The organism is Oceanobacillus rekensis (assembly GCF_002153375.1).
Lineage (GTDB): Bacteria > Bacillota > Bacilli > Bacillales > Amphibacillaceae > Oceanobacillus > Oceanobacillus rekensis.
In genome coordinates, this window is the sequence record NZ_MTBQ01000002.1 from 236,056 (window position 1) to 249,626 (window position 13,571).

Sequence of the window (13,571 nt, forward strand, 5' to 3'; positions counted from 1 at the left end):
ATGCATGATCAATTAATAAAGGTTAATAATTGAGGACGCAATATAGTCATGTTACAATGCATTATATAGTAAAATAATTCAGAAAATACAGAGTAGTGATAAAGTTGAATGCACTAATTTACTTTTAAAATTAACGAGCGCTTGGTCAAAGATATTAGGAGAAAGTTTAAAAAGAGGCTGGAGTATCTTTCCTAAGAAAAAGGAGTGGGTAACATGATGGAAAAAGTTCAGGTTGGAAATTGGATGAACAGACATGTTACGAGCATCAATCAATTGATGTCGATTGAAGATGCGTTACAGTTATTAGAAGAGCTGAATAAAACAGAACTACCTGTAACAGAAGATGGTTGTTTTATTGGTGTGTTTCGTTTACATGCATGTATCCAAAAAGTTAGGGATGGCTTGTCCTTTGAAAATCCAGTTCAATTCGTAATGGATAGAACCTGTACTAGTATCAATCAAAATGACCAGATGAAGGATGTCGCTCATGTTCCTAGCTACATTATCCAGGGAGAAGAAAGATTACTAGTAGGTGAACTCACAGAAAAAGAACTACTCGCCTATCACCAAGACCTTCATAGTGTATTGGAAAAAGCAGAGGAGCTTGTGAAATGGTATGAACTCGTTTTTGATACGGCATACGAGGGGCTAACAGTCGTTGATGAAAATGGTGTGATTCAGCTGTTTAATCAGGCTTACAGTCGCTATGTTGGTGTTTCGCGAGAAAAGGCGATTGGGCATCATGCAGAAGAAATTATTGATAATACGCGTTTACCAGTCGTATTAAAAACAGGCGTACCTGAGCGCAGCCAGGCCCATCGCTTACAAGGTCAGAATTTAGTCGTTCACCGAATTCCAATTTGGAAGGATAATGAGGTCATTGGTGCGGCGGGAATTCTTATTTATGAAGGCATGTCAGAGATTTATCAAGTTATTCAGCAAATGGAGAAACTTGAGGAAAAGCGGAGCCAGTCCGAATTTAAATTGCCTTCACCTGATTTTTATCCAGATAATCGGACGCAATTTGAAAATATACTTGGAAATAGTCCGATAATTTCTGAAACGAAAAAGATGGCAAGAAAAGCAGCACGTTCGAAGGCAACGATTTTGCTTACGGGTGAAAGTGGGGTAGGGAAGGAGCAATTTGCAAAAGCCATCCATTACGGGAGTGAGGCTGGGAAGGGAAACTTTGTCAGTGTGAATTGTGCAGCCATTCCCGATGGGTTACTCGAGTCAGAATTATTCGGCTATTCGAAAGGTGCTTATACAGGTGCAGATATGAATGGCAAGCAAGGAAAATTCGAGCTAGCCCATGGCGGAACATTGTTTTTAGATGAAATTGGTGATATGCCGTTATCGATGCAAGCGAAAATATTACGTGTGTTACAAGAGAGAAAAGTGGAAAGGGTGGGTGGCAATCGACAAATACCTGTTGATTTTAGACTCATTACTGCGACGAATAAGGATTTAAAACAGATGGTTGCAGCAGGGGAATTTCGCGAGGACTTATATTATCGCCTCTATGTCATTCCAATTAAGATTCCACCATTAAGAGAAAGAAAAGAAGATATCCCAATTATTTTGTCCCACCGGATACAACAACTAGCGGAAATCTATGGCGGGAAGCTGAAAACAATCGATCAGCGTATTTTGCAAATGATGAATCAATATGATTGGCCAGGGAATGTTCGAGAATTAATGAATGTACTGGAACGACTATTTGTATTATCCGACTCGGATCATATTACGATAGATAATTTACCGGAAATATTACTTTCAGAGGTACACAACCGTCAGACAATTGTTGGGAGGATTCAGAGAAAAAATAATACGTTAAAAGATGAATTCAGGGACGAAAGACAATCGATTGAGCTGACATTAAAACAGGCAAAGGGAAATAAAACAGAAGCGGCAAAATTATTGGGGATATCACGTGCAACACTCTATAATAAGCTTTCTCGCCTTGCGATTGATTAATCGCTCACTCTCATTTTTGGATAACTTGGTAATCGCAAAGCCTTAAGGCAAATTAACTTAGAGGAAGTTCAGCTAAAATAGCGATGTCCTATCGTAACACTGAACTAACCTGTACCCTATAGGTCTCACTTATGCAGTAAGAAAGTAATTTCTTAACTGCCAAGGTCGTCCAACGAAAGTGTCAAACTGTCTAGACAATTAAACAGTGACAACGTACTTAACTCCATGTTTTGCAAAGTGACCTTTGTTGGCATGAAAGTTGCAATAAGTAAGTGAAAGGTAAAGGAGGGCAAATAGTAATGGGGAAACAAGCGTTACACGTCAATGATTCAATTTTTCCAAGAGAAAACATTTATTTAGCAAATTCCTTCAATCTTCAAGAAGAGGAAAAGCTGTTTTCGAAAACAATTGAAAAGTTTGTCAATGATCAAGTTTTGCCAAATAGAACAGCGCTCGACGACCATAATTATCCAGTTTCCAGTAAATTATTCAGAGAAGCTGGTGATTTGGGATTATTAGGTGTCGATGTTCCAGAAGACTATGGCGGCTTAGAACTAGGCAAGCGATTCTCTGGGTTGGTTGCTGAGAAAATGGGTTATGGCGGTTCGTTTAGTGTCTCGTTCAACATTCATACAGGGGTAGGAACGTTGCCCTATGTTTATTTTGGAACAGAACAACAGAAAGTGCGTTACTTACCAAAGCTTATTTCAGGAGAATGGGTTGGGGCATATGCTTTAACAGAACCAAATGCGGGTTCAGATGCGTTTGCGACAAAATCACAAGCGAATTGGGACGCTGATTCGAATGAATGGATCATCAATGGAGCGAAACAATGGATAACGAATGCGCATATTGCCGGTGTCTATGTTGTGTTTGCCAACACATCAGAAGGGATCACAGCCTTTATCGTTGAACGATCGCTGCGAGGTGTTTCTATTGGCCCAGAGGAGAAAAAGCTGGGTATTAAAGGTTCCTCAACTGCTACGCTTATTCTAGAAGATGTGCGTGTCTCAAATGAGCAAGTCCTTGGGGAAATTGGCAAAGGGCATTATATTGCCATAACCATTTTAAACTTAGCGCGACTGAAATTATCGTTTGCAAATATTGGTACTTCAAAGCAAGCATTATCCCTTGCCATCAACTATGGATTAGAGCGTAAGCAGTTTCAAAAAGAGATTATTCATTTTCCAATGATTCAAGAAAAGCTTGCGAATATGGCCATCGCTATATTTGGAGCGGAAAGTGCAGCCTACTATACTGCAAGCTTATTGGACCAGATGAACGAAACATCTGAGAAAGTGGATGACACAATCCAACAGCTTTCCAATTATGCGCTGGATTGTTCGGTTAATAAAGTGTACGCATCAGAAGCACTGGACGCGATTGTTGATGAAGCACTCCAAATCCATGGTGGCTATGGGTATATGCAGGAATACGATGTCGAATATCTGTACAGAGATGCGCGTATTAATCGTATTTTTGAAGGAACAAATGAAATAAATCGCCTCACGATTACAAAATCATTTTTCAAAAAATTTAATAAGGATCAAATTACAGCAATAGATGAAATAACGAGTGGGACCGACAACACCTTCCAGACAGCAGCAATGAAACTATTTAACACTATTTTGAAAGCGGTTTCTATAAGTGGTGACGTAAAGGATTTAGAACAGGAAAGCATGCGTATTATTGCCGATGTTCTCAAAGAAATCTATGTGATAAAAGCAGCCAAGTTAACAGCAAAGCATGCTGAAGAAAATAATGAATTGAAGGAGTTATTGGCAGACATTCTTTCTGAGGAAGGTTATCGCCGCGTGGAGCAACACACGATTGAACTAATTGCATCGATTGTTTCGGATAAGGTACAAAAGCAAGATTTGCTTGAGGGGATAAAGGCCTTGAACATACCACTGTATTCCAATTTATTTGCAAAAAAACGGAAGATAGCAGCAGAACTAACTAAACAGGGTGGCTATTCAATATAAGAAATGGAGGGATATGATGGATAGAATCGGATTTATTGGTTTAGGAAATATGGGGCTTCCGATGGCAAAAGGCTTAATCAACAAAGGTTATCAAGTAACGGGTTTTGATTTAAATGAGGTAGCGATTCTCGGTTTCAAAGAGGCAGGTGGAGAAATTGCTGCGACCCTTGCTGAAGTGGTGGATAAAAGCGATGTTATTTTTACAAGTTTGCCATCATCAAAAGCGGTAGAATCGGTTTACTTAGGAAAAGGCGGGTTAATCGAAAATGGCAATTTAAATGTCGTATTTGTTGATACGAGTACAGTTGCACCCGAAATGAATATGAAAATAGCCACTGTTTGTGAAGAGCGGGAAATTCCCTTTCTTGCTGCCCCTGTTAGTGGTGGCGTGATTGGTGCCGAGAATCAAACTTTGACGGTAATGGTTGGTGGTTCAACTGAAATCGTCCAAAGGGTAAATCCAATCTTGAATGTTCTAGGAGAGAATATTTTCCATGTGAATGAACAGATTGATAGTGGCACAACGGTTAAATTAATTAATAATTTGCTCATCGGATTTTATACAGCAGGAATTAGTGAGGCCTTGCAATTAGCGAATAAAAAGAACATAGACTTAGATGAATTATTTGCGATGTTGAATGTAAGCTATGGTCAAAGTCGAATTTATGAGCGGAATTATAAGAGTTTTATTGCTAAGGAAGATTATAATCCAGGATTTGCTTTAAAGTTATTGCGCAAGGATCTTGAGTTTGCAATGGAGCTAGCGGAAAATCATCAGTTGGATTTACCGATTAGTCAAGCATTGCTAGGGCTATATAAAGACGTTGAGCTAGAAGGCTTTGGTGATCAAGACATGGCAGTACTCTATGAGAAAGTTAAACAACAATCAAATCATAATATGGGGGCGACGAAATGATTACATCAGAAGTAAAAGTTATGCAAAATTTTATTGGTGGCGAATGGGTAGCAGCATTAAGTGGAGAAACAGTGACGGTACCCAATCCAGCAACAGGAGAAACCATCGCAAAAGTGACGTTATCAGGGAAGGAAGACGTTGATCTTGCAGTCGCTGCTGCAAGGGAAGCCTATCCTGAATGGTCAGCTGTTCCTGTACCGAATCGTGCGCGTTTATTATACAAGTATCTTCAATTATTAGAAGAAAATAAAGAAGAATTAGCTACGATCATTACATTGGAAAATGGAAAATCGCTAAACGATTCAAGGGGTGAAGTCCAACGTGGGATTGAAGTCGTGGAATTAGCTACTTCAACACCGAATTTAATGGTCGGGGATGCCTTACCAAGTATGGCTAATGGTATAGACGGATCACTATGGCGTTATCCATTAGGTGTTGTTGCGGGGATTACTCCATTTAATTTCCCGATGATGGTTCCACTATGGATGTACCCGCTTGCGATTGCTTGTGGGAACACGTTTGTACTAAAAACATCAGAACGGACCCCGGTATTAGCAGAACGACTTGTTAACCTATTCTATGAATCTGGTTTTCCAAAAGGGGTATTAAATCTTGTTCATGGTGCGAAGGACGTAGTGAACCGAATCCTTGAGCATCCAGAAATTGAAGCGATTTCCTTCGTTGGTTCGGAGCCTGTCGCAAAGCACGTATACCAAACAGGAACAGCCCACGGGAAACGAGTTCAAGCCCTAGCTGGTGCCAAAAATCATGCAGTCGTTATGCCAGATTGTCATTTGGATAAAACGGTTCAAGGCGTAATCGGTGCTGCATTTGGAAGTAGTGGCGAACGTTGTATGGCATGTTCCGTCGTTGCTGTTGTAGACGATATTGCGGATGAGTTCCTTGATAAATTAGTTTCGGAAGCAAAGAAATTACGCGTTGGTAACGGTATGGATGAAAATACTTTCGTTGGCCCACTTATTCGTGAATCCCATAAAGAGAAGGTCATCGGCTATATCGATACAGGCGTTGAAGAAGGTGCAGAACTGCTTGTCGATGGTAGGCATATCAAAGAAGAGACAGAAGATGGATATTATGTTGGAGCAACGATTTTTGACCATGTGACACCAGAGATGACCATCTGGCGAGATGAGATATTTGCCCCTGTGCTAAGCGTCGTTCGCGTGAAGGACTTAGATGAAGGCATTAAAGTGACGAATCAATCGAAGTTTGCCAATGGTGCGGTTATCTACACGTCCAGTGGTAAAGATGCACAGAAATTCCGCAATGTAATCGATGCAGGGATGATCGGTGTCAATGTCAATGTCCCCGCACCAATGGCATTCTTTGCCTTTGCTGGAAACAAAGCATCTTTCTTTGGTGACTTAGGTACAAACGGAAAAGACGGTGTCCAGTTTTACACACGTAAAAAGATTGTAACAGAACGCTGGTTTTAAGAAGGAATGACTAATGAAAAATCCGACTCTGATGAGAGAGTCGGATTTTTTTGGTTGGCTAATATTTTTAAAAGACTGTTGCTGCGGTCTCAATAAACAAGTTTTAACAAATCTTTTCATTTAAATTTTATTTAGTAAAAAAAGAATCGACGAATGCTTCCGATACGTCCGCTAGTTGTTTATATTGATAGTCTGGTTGCTGGTCTTTGTCAATAATAACGGAACGAACACCTTCATAAAAATCAGCTGACTTCATATAGTTCTTCGCAATAATCAAATCCGTTTCTAAACATGCTTCGAGCGTTTTAGTTCCTCCGTCCACGATTTGCTTTAACGCGACTTTTAGTGAAACAGGTGACTTGGATAATAAAATCTCTTTCGTTTTCACAGCAAACTCACTCGTATCAGGTTGCAAGGAATCAATAATTTCTTCTACTGTATCATAGGCGAAATGCTCGTCAATTTTTGCTTGCAGGGAGGCTAATTTCCCCTCGACATTGGTCGTATTTTGATAGGAAGCAATGATCTGTTCAAGCGTTGCTTCAACATTATTCTCATGATGCCAATTATTCGTATTGACGTGATCGATGAACGCTACTAATTGCTCACTGGAAATGATGGAATCAGCTACGTTAGCATAAAGAGTATCAACAGCTGACAGTGTACTTGCAGTCAGTGCGAGATAACGTCCAGTATGTCCTGGAGCTTGATTTAAATAGTAAGTCGCACCAACATCTGGGAAAAAGCCGATATTCATTTCCGGCATCGCCCATTTTGTTCGCTCAGTCACAATCCGGTGAGTTGCCCCAACGGAAAGTCCCACACCTCCACCCATGACAATCCCATCTAGACAGGCGATAATTGGCTTAGGGAATTGGGCGATAAGTCGGTCGGTCTCGTACTCTTCAGAGAAAAACTGCATGGCGTTCCCCATTGCCTCATCACTATCTCTTGCGCTATAAAGGGTTTTAATATCACCACCAGCACAAAATCCCTTTGTCCCTGCACCATTTAATACGAGCAAGTGAATTGCAGGATCATGTTCCAATAAAAGTAGCTTCTCTTTAATTTGGACAATCATATTATAGGTTAAGGAATTGATTGCCTTTGGTCGATTTAATGTAATCGTTGCAACACCATTGTCATTTGTAGAAAATAAAACTTCATCCATGTTGATCGTTCCCCCTTTATCGATGGTTAAACTGGGCCTGTCTTTTTTCAACAAAAGCTGAGACCCCTTCTTTTGCGTCTTCTGTTAAAAATAGTTCGGCAAATTTTTCACTTTCTCGCTGTAATCCACTGGTAAGCGATTCATTTGCTCCTTGAACGATACATTCGATGACACGCTGCACACTTTCCATACTATTCCCTTCAACAAAGGATGTAGCAATCGAGAGGGCAGTCGTTCGCAAATCATCGGAAGGGACGGCTAATTGAGCGATGCCCAGCTCGATGGCTTCTTTACTTTTAATCTGTTTTCCCGTCAATATTAAATTTAGTGCGGTTGCAGTGCCCGTAATTTTAGTCAGTCGTTGTGTACCGCCAAATGATGGAAGCAGTCCCAGTTTTAATTCTGGTAGACCAATGATGGCATCCTCCGACATAACTCGGAAATGGCTGCCGAGTGCTATTTCTAATCCGCCACCGAGCGCAGGCCCGTTAATTGCGGCAATGACTGGCTTCGTAAGTGCTTCGATTTCATTACAAAGCGCTTGCCCTGCTTGAGACATGGCGAACCCCTTATCATAATCCCCCATTGCAGGGACAAATTCCCTTATATCTGCTCCAGCCGCAAAAAATTTCCCCGATCCTGTTAGGATAACTGCATGGATATTTGTTTCTTCCTGTATATGTTTAAGCGCTACCCGTAATTCACTAATCATTGCCGCTGACAACGTATTTGCTGGTGGGGCATTTAATTCAATAATCGCAATCTGATCATGTGTTAATAGATTTATAAATTGATAGTCCATTTTAAAAGCCTCCCGTTATTTAATAGTCTATATATAACTTATTGCAAGAATTGTGCCAAGTAAGAGTGTTGTTTTATCAAAGAAAATCGGCTGGTACGGTGTCCATCTGTCTATACGATTAGACAATCCTAGACATGGTTGAATAACAATTAATCTCTTTTCAGAAAATTTCTTCTTGAAGAAGGGCACCCCATAAAGGACTTTTTCCTTGCATATAACCCAAAATAATGAAACGTTAAGTCTTTTTGTATATCTCCATTTATAACCCTTTCACATCCAAAGTTCGAATAAAACTAACAAACGCATTTACAATATTCATCTTAAGCGTTTCTTCATGATAATACATCCATGTTTTGCGTGTGATCGGATCACCTACATGATTGTATAAAGGTTTAGTGAAAAGTTCTTGGTTAGGGCGGACTACTAAGTCTGCTAAAATAGCATAGCCCAATCCATTGATAACCATTTCTTTACATGTTTCCACTTGATTAACTTGAATATTTATATAGGGGCTTAGATTATAATTGTTGTACCACCAACGATCTACAATATCTTTCATTCGTTCATCCGTAAAATAATCGATACGCGGTAATGAAGGAAGAGTTTCCCATTCAAATTCCCATGGAGAAGCGACACAAATATTCTCTTCATAGAGCAATTCTTTTTTCTCCTTCCAGGGATAGTCACCTTTGATAAAGCTAATATGCACATCATTATTCAAGATTAACCGATGCATTTCACTGCTCCATCCAGAAACAACTTGGAATTCTACGTTTGGATATTCCTGTTTAAATAAACGAAGTAATCTAGGCATTTTATTTAGTGCAAAAAAATTAGAGACACCCACCCGAAGTGTTCCCGCGACTTGATTTCCCATATTATTTAATTTTTCTTCAATTGTCCTCTGTTCCTTTAGCATATTTTTAGCATGTTCTGCAAGTTTTTCTCCCTCTGGTGTAAAGGTAACCCCTCTGCGCTTTCTCATAATAATTTGAATACCATAATAGTCTTCTAATTTCTTTATTCGAGAAGTTAACGTAGGTTGCGATAAAAATAAACGTTGCGCAGCCTGTGTGATGTTCTCTGTAGCATACAATGTAGCCAGCATTTCCCAGTCTTGATAATTCATCCTAACTCCCCTTTTTAAACGAAATTATATGGAATAAGCATTAGGTATTGATAAAATCTATGTCTAATTATTAATATTATATATTTTCCCAAAATTCAAATCAATAGTATACTAGAATTAGTTGTAAATATGATAGCTATTACAAAACACTTTATTGAAGATGTGCACCATGAGATACCTCATAAAGATTAAAAAAGGAGGATTTTGATGGCGACAATTGACAAGTATTTTCCAGGTTTAGATGGGGTTATCGCATCAGAAACAGCAATTTCATTTCTTGATGTGGAACGAGAGAAAATTATTATTAAAGGAAATGACCTGATTGACTTATCGAAGGACAAGGAATATATCGACATTGTCAACTTATTACTGGAAGGGTCCTTACCATCAACAATTGACAAAGTGAAATTAGAAGAAAAGTTAAGTTCTAATTATGATGTGCCTTCAGAGCTATTTAACATACTTCAATTATTACCGAAACAGACTCACCCAATGGATGGATTGAGAACGGGAATATCCGTACTTTCTGGTTACGATGAAAATATAGACAATCGTTCACTAAATAAGGAAAGAGCGTATCAACTTTTGGGGCAACTCCCTACCATTACTGTAAATAGCTATCGGATTATAAATGAACAACAACCAGTATATCCGCAGAAGGATCTTTCATATAGCGCAAATTTCTTATATATGATTACAGGTGAGAACCCAACTGAACTAGAGGCAAAGATATTTGATCGTTCCCTACTTTTATATAGCGAACATGAAATGCCTAATTCAACTTTCACAGCAAGAGTTATTGCATCGACGCAATCTGATATTTATGGCGCCTTGACAGGTGCGGTTGCTTCTTTGAAAGGAAATTTGCATGGCGGAGCGAACGAAGCGGTTATGTATATGCTAAACGAAGCTAAAACAGTAGAGGAATTTGAAGATATACTGAGAGAAAAACTACTAAAAAAAGAAAAAATCATGGGATTTGGCCATCGTGTTTATATGAAGAAAATGGATCCGAGAGCCTTAATGATGAAAGAATCTTTGAAGCAGCTATGTGATAAAAAGGGCGATTATATGCTGCTGGAAATGTGTGAGGCAGGCGAAAAGATAATGGTGCAGGAAAAAGGTCTATATCCAAATCTAGATTATTATGCAGCACCAGTATATTGGATGCTTGGTATCCCAATTCCGTTATATACACCAATTTTCTTCAGTGCAAGAACAGTTGGCCTATGTGCACATGTTATTGAACAGCATGAAAACAATCGGTTATTTCGTCCTCGAGTAAATTATATTGGTGAACAATATGTGTAGAGTAGGATACTGTGATTTTTATAGTTTATATGAAATGAAATGTAAAGAGAAAGGGAGATAAACATGTTAAAAGTGGAGGATCGGCAGAAAACAGATGCACTCATAGAGGAAATTACTGACTATGTACTAAATAAAGAAATAACAAGTGAGGAAGCTCTCACAACTGCGCAGTACGTATTAATCGATACCCTTGGTTGTGGGATTCTGGCTCTTAGTTATCCTGAATGTACAAAATTACTAGGACCAGTTGTACCTGGTACGGTTGTTCCTAATGGAAGTCGTGTTCCAGGGACTTCTTATGTACTTGATCCAGTACAGGGGGCATTCAATATTGGGGCGATGATTCGTTGGCTTGATTATAACGATACCTGGCTTGCGGCAGAGTGGGGGCATCCATCTGATAATTTAGGAGGGATACTGGCAGTAGCCGATTATGTGAGTCAGCAACGTATTTCCAAAGGCCAAGAACCTCTTAAAATTTTTGAAGTATTAGAAGCGATGATTAAAGCACATGAGATTCAAGGGATTTTAGCCTTAGAAAACAGTCTAAATCGTGTGGGATTAGACCATGTGTTATATGTAAAAATTGCAACAACAGCAGTCGTAACAAAGATGTTCGGTGGCGGAAGAGAGGAAATTAACAATGCATTATCGAATGCTTGGATCGATAATTCCAGCTTACGTACGTATCGACATACACCAAACACAGGATCACGAAAGTCTTGGGCTGCGGGAGATGCTACAAGTAGGGGAGTACGATTAGCAATGATGGCTATTAAAGGAGAAATGGGTTATCCCACTGCACTAACTGCACCTGGGTGGGGATTCCAGGATGTGTTATTTAACAATCAAAGCTTAAAGCTTAGCCAACCATTGGATAGCTATGTGATGGAGAATGTATTATTTAAAGTTTCCTACCCAGCAGAATTCCATGCGCAAACCGCCGCAGAGGCAGCAGTTCAATTGCATCCAGATGTAGTAGATCGGATAGATGAAATTGAAAAAGTAACAATAACCACCCATGAATCAGCCATTCGTATTATTGATAAACAAGGTCCTTTAAACAACCCTGCAGACCGTGATCATTGTCTTCAATATATTACTGCAATTGGACTTTTAAAAGGTAATATTGGGGCGGAGGATTATGAGGATGAATCCGCGGCAAATCCAAGAATTGACTCGCTTCGGAATAAGATGGTTGTTGTGGAAAACAAACAATACACGAAAGATTATCTGGATCCAGGCAAGCGTTCGATTGCAAATGCTGTTCAGGTTCAATTTAATGATGGAACTACAACGGAAAATATAGTATGCGAATATCCATTAGGGCACCGGTTCCGACGCAAAGAAGCAATACCAAAAATCCTGGAAAAGTTCAAAGGGAATCTTTCCGCTCACTATACAGATAAGCAACGTAAGAGAATTGAAGATGTTGGCTATGATTTTCAAAAGCTTACCAAAATGAATGTTAATGAATTTGTTGAATTATTTATCTGAGGAGGACCAACAAGTATGGCATGGATAGTAGAACAGCAATCAACGCAAAAAGAATTAGCAGATCAATTTAAGGAACTTATTCAGTTAGAAACTATTTTACAAATTCCCGGTGCACATGATGCAATGTCAGCGCTGGTCGCAAAAGAGGCTGGATTTTCAGCCCTTTACTTATCTGGGGCAGCATACACCGCTAGTCGCGGATTACCAGATCTTGGCATTATAACATCAACAGAAGTTGCCGAACGAGCACGGGATCTCGTTCGGGCTACTAATTTACCTGTACTTGTTGATATTGATACGGGATTTGGTGGAGTACTTAATGCTGCACGAACTGCCCGTGAAATGGTCGAAGCAAATGTAGCAGCTGTCCAAATTGAGGATCAACAGCTACCTAAAAAATGCGGACATCTAAATGGAAAACAGCTTGTTACAACAGAGGAGATGTCACAAAAAATTAAAGCTATCAAAGAGGTAGCTCCATCTTTAATTGTTGTAGCAAGAACTGATGCTAGAGCAGTTGAAGGAATAGAAGCAGCTCATGTAAGAGTGCAAGCATATATTGATGCTGGTGCGGATGCTATTTTCCCTGAAGCATTACAAAATGAAGAAGAGTTTCGCTGGTTTGCAGATAAGGTAAAAGTGCCTTTACTTGCGAATATGACAGAGTTTGGTAAGACGCCGTTTATATCGGCAGATGCATTTCAAGATATGGGATTCAGTATGGTGATTTACCCCGTTACATCGCTTCGAGTAGCAGCGAAGGCTTATGAGCGTATTTTTAGTTTGATTAAAGAGCAAGGTTCTCAAGAAGCGGGAGTTTCTGATATGCAGACGCGAAAAGAGCTTTATGAAACGATTAGTTATGATGCGTTTGAGGAGTTGGATGAGAGTATTGCGAAGACTGTGTTGGTAGAGAATGGTAAAAAAATATAATTGAGTTCTTGATTGATTAATGGGTCATTGACTTTTATAACATGTGGTTAATAGTGTGTTAAGCAAAACAACAGATAAGGAGAAAATTCAACAAGATGTTATCGAATTTTTCATCTTATTTGCTACTTTAATTTAGATTTATTCTTTTCTTATAAGTGGTTTTAATATCGACTATTAGTCATGATTTCACTCATCGTATTAACCTGCATTGTTCTCTATTATTATCTTAAGAGTAAGTAACTAAAGTTAAGAAAGGAGGAAAAATTTACTTTCTAATAGAATCCATAATTAAATATTTTAAGTCATCGTCATTTTGTCGATGACTTTTTAACATGTAAATATTGCATTGAATAATATGAATAATTAAAATATTATATATATGTGTATTGTTTT

The 13,571-nt window shown here is 39.1% G+C and carries 10 protein-coding genes; 7 read left to right on the forward strand and 3 right to left on the reverse strand.

The genetic code is table 11. The features are described 5' to 3' along the window. The first annotated feature begins 213 nt into the window (after nt 1–213). The 4 genes from BV906_RS05100 (at nt 214) to BV906_RS05115 (ending at nt 6,335) form a co-directional block, all read left to right on the forward strand. Nucleotides 214–1,977 (forward strand): sigma 54-interacting transcriptional regulator, encoded by a 1,764-nt coding sequence (locus BV906_RS05100; RefSeq protein WP_087972367.1) that lies wholly within the window; start codon nt 214–216, stop codon nt 1,975–1,977. A gap of 299 nt (nt 1,978–2,276) precedes the next feature. After that, the gene (locus tag BV906_RS05105) at nt 2,277–3,962 is read left to right on the forward strand and encodes an acyl-CoA dehydrogenase family protein (RefSeq protein ID WP_087972368.1); all 1,686 of its coding nucleotides are present in this window, start codon (nt 2,277–2,279) and stop codon (nt 3,960–3,962) included. A gap of 16 nt (nt 3,963–3,978) precedes the next feature. Further along, the gene (locus BV906_RS05110; protein WP_087972369.1) at nt 3,979–4,878 is read left to right on the forward strand and encodes an NAD(P)-dependent oxidoreductase; all 900 of its coding nucleotides are present in this window, start codon (nt 3,979–3,981) and stop codon (nt 4,876–4,878) included. Continuing rightward, nucleotides 4,875–6,335, forward strand: coding sequence for a CoA-acylating methylmalonate-semialdehyde dehydrogenase (locus BV906_RS05115; RefSeq protein ID WP_087972370.1), 1,461 nt, complete (start codon nt 4,875–4,877; stop codon nt 6,333–6,335). The genes BV906_RS05110 and BV906_RS05115 overlap by 4 nt, the downstream gene beginning before the upstream one ends. A 127-nt stretch (nt 6,336–6,462) precedes the next feature. Here the strand turns inward: BV906_RS05115 and BV906_RS05120 are convergent, their stop codons facing one another. From BV906_RS05120 to BV906_RS05130, 3 genes are all read right to left on the reverse strand, one after another. After that, nucleotides 6,463–7,506 carry an enoyl-CoA hydratase/isomerase family protein gene (locus BV906_RS05120; RefSeq protein ID WP_087972371.1) on the reverse strand — a complete coding sequence of 348 codons (1,044 nt, stop codon included), beginning with the start codon at nt 7,504–7,506 and terminating at the stop codon, nt 6,463–6,465. 16 nt (nt 7,507–7,522) lie between these two features. Continuing rightward, nucleotides 7,523–8,308: an enoyl-CoA hydratase-related protein gene (locus BV906_RS05125; RefSeq protein ID WP_087972372.1), complete on the reverse strand. Its 786-nt coding sequence runs from the start codon at nt 8,306–8,308 to the stop codon at nt 7,523–7,525. A gap of 259 nt (nt 8,309–8,567) precedes the next feature. After that, nucleotides 8,568–9,437, reverse strand: coding sequence for a LysR family transcriptional regulator (locus tag BV906_RS05130; protein WP_087972373.1), 870 nt, complete (start codon nt 9,435–9,437; stop codon nt 8,568–8,570). 207 nt (nt 9,438–9,644) lie between these two features. Here BV906_RS05130 and mmgD point away from each other — a divergent pair, with 207 nt between their 5' ends. The 3 genes from mmgD (at nt 9,645) to prpB (ending at nt 13,178) form a co-directional block, all read left to right on the forward strand. After that, nucleotides 9,645–10,748, forward strand: a complete 1,104-nt coding sequence (gene mmgD, locus BV906_RS05135; protein WP_087972374.1) for a citrate synthase — start codon at nt 9,645–9,647, stop codon at nt 10,746–10,748. 63 nt (nt 10,749–10,811) lie between these two features. Continuing rightward, the gene (locus BV906_RS05140; protein WP_087972375.1) at nt 10,812–12,245 is read left to right on the forward strand and encodes a bifunctional 2-methylcitrate dehydratase/aconitate hydratase; all 1,434 of its coding nucleotides are present in this window, start codon (nt 10,812–10,814) and stop codon (nt 12,243–12,245) included. A 15-nt stretch (nt 12,246–12,260) separates the two neighbouring features. Continuing rightward, nucleotides 12,261–13,178, forward strand: coding sequence for a methylisocitrate lyase (gene prpB / locus BV906_RS05145; protein ID WP_087972376.1), 918 nt, complete (start codon nt 12,261–12,263; stop codon nt 13,176–13,178). The last annotated feature ends 393 nt before the right edge of the window (nt 13,179–13,571 follow it).